This is a genomic window from Oleiphilus sp. HI0061 (genome assembly GCF_001635675.1).
The window spans coordinates 1-1,970 of record NZ_LWFE01001446.1; the positions used below are offsets into that span (position 1 = coordinate 1).

General features: G+C 47.3%; 1 protein-coding gene. It reads right to left on the reverse strand.

From position 1 onward, the window contains the following. Nucleotides 1-1,970: excinuclease ABC subunit UvrA (gene uvrA, locus A3735_RS22800; protein WP_068638715.1), on the reverse strand; the 1,970-nt coding region annotated here is incomplete at both ends.

Genomic DNA, 1,970 nt, shown 5'->3' on the forward strand with positions numbered 1-1,970 from the left:
GTATAGGTCGCGGGGTTTGATCTTGGGGTGCGTCCGATCGGGCTCTGATTAATATCGATCACTTTGTCGAAAAAGTGCATGCCGTGAATGGCTTCGTGCTCTGCTGCATTTAAGGTCGTGGCATTATTTAGTTCAGTCGCCGCTAAGGGGTAAAGCGTTGAGTTGATCAGGGTTGACTTACCAGAGCCTGAAACACCAGTAATGCAGGTAAATAAGCCAACTGGAATTTCAAGTGTAACGTTTTCAAGGTTATTTCCCTTGGCGCCTTGCAGAATGAGTTGTTTGTTCTTATTTGGTTTATGGCGTTCATCCGGGATTTCAATTCGTTTGCTGCCACACAGATATTGGCCGGTTAGGGATGCAGGGTTGGACATAACTTCATCAGGTGTACCTTCGGCGACGATCTCGCCACCATGTATTCCAGCCCCCGGGCCGATATCAATGACGTGATCGGCAAGTCTGATAGCATCTTCGTCGTGTTCAACAACGATTACAGTATTGCCTAGCTCTTTGAGATGAGTGAGCGTTTTTAAGAGGCGGTCATTGTCCCGTTGGTGAAGTCCGATCGATGGTTCATCCAGAATATACATGACGCCCACAAGCCCGGCGCCAATCTGGCTTGCTAGCCGTATTCTTTGGGCTTCGCCGCCGGATAATGTGTCGGCACTACGTTCCAGATTTAGATAATCTAGGCCTACGTTCACTAGAAACTCCAATCGTAAGCGGATCTCTTTTAGAATCTTGTCAGCTATTTCTCCTCGTTGACCGCTAAGTTCTAGGTTTTCGAAATAATCCAAAGCAGTACCAATGGGGAGCTTGGCTAAGTCGGGTAGTGAGTCTTTGTTTATGTAAACATGCCGCGATGCTTGTTTTAATCGAGTGCCATGGCAGCTTGGACAAGGTTGATTGTTCAGGTACTTAGCAAGGTCTTCCCGAACCATATTTGATTCAGTTTCTCTATAGCGTCTTTCGATGTTAGGAATGACACCTTCAAAAACGTGCGAGCGTTGTACGCTGTCGCCACGGCTATTGACATAGGTGAACGATATTTCTTCATCCTGGCTTCCGTAGAGGAGGGTTTGTTTAAAACTATCAGGTAGCTCCTCATAGGTACTAGAGATGTCGACATTATAGTGTTCGGCCACATTACTTAAGAGTTGAAAGTAGTAGATCGTGCGTCGATCCCAGCCCCTAATCGCGCCTTCTGCAAGTGTTAGGCTGGGGTTGTGTACGATTCTATCAGGATCAAAAAACTGATTAACGCCTAAGCCATCGCAGGAGCCACAAGCACCGGCAGGATTATTGAAAGAGAACATGCGAGGCTCAAGCTCGCTAATTGCATAACCGCAATGGGGGCAAGCAAATCGTGAAGAGAAGATGATCTCTTCTAGGTCATCGTCTTCACCCATTGGGGCAACAACTGCAATGCCGTCGGTTAGGGCAAGGCATGTCTCAAAGGATTCTGCGATACGTTGTTGGATATCGCTGCGAACCTTAAAGCGATCAACAACTACTTCAATAGTGTGTTTCTTGTTCTTCTCGAGCTTGGGCGTGTCATCAAGATCAGTAATGATGCCGTCAATTCGGGCCCGAATAAATCCTTGGCTTAAGAGGTCTTGGAATACATGAAGATGTTCGCCCTTGCGGTTTTGAACAATTGGGGCGAGCAGCATAAGCCGACTTTCTTCAGGGAGCTCAAGCACTTTATCAACCATCTGGCTAACGGTTTGCGCATTAAGTGGTACGTCATGTTCAGGGCATCGGGGTTCGCCTGCGCGAGCGAATAGAAGTCTAAGGTAGTCATAGATCTCAGTAATCGTACCGACAGTAGATCGTGGATTGTGAGAGGTGGATTTTTGCTCGATGGATATGGCTGGAGAAAGACCTTCAATATGGTCGACTTCAGGTTTGTCCATCATCGACAGGAATTGACGAGCGTAAGTCGACAGAGACTCGACATAACGTCGCTG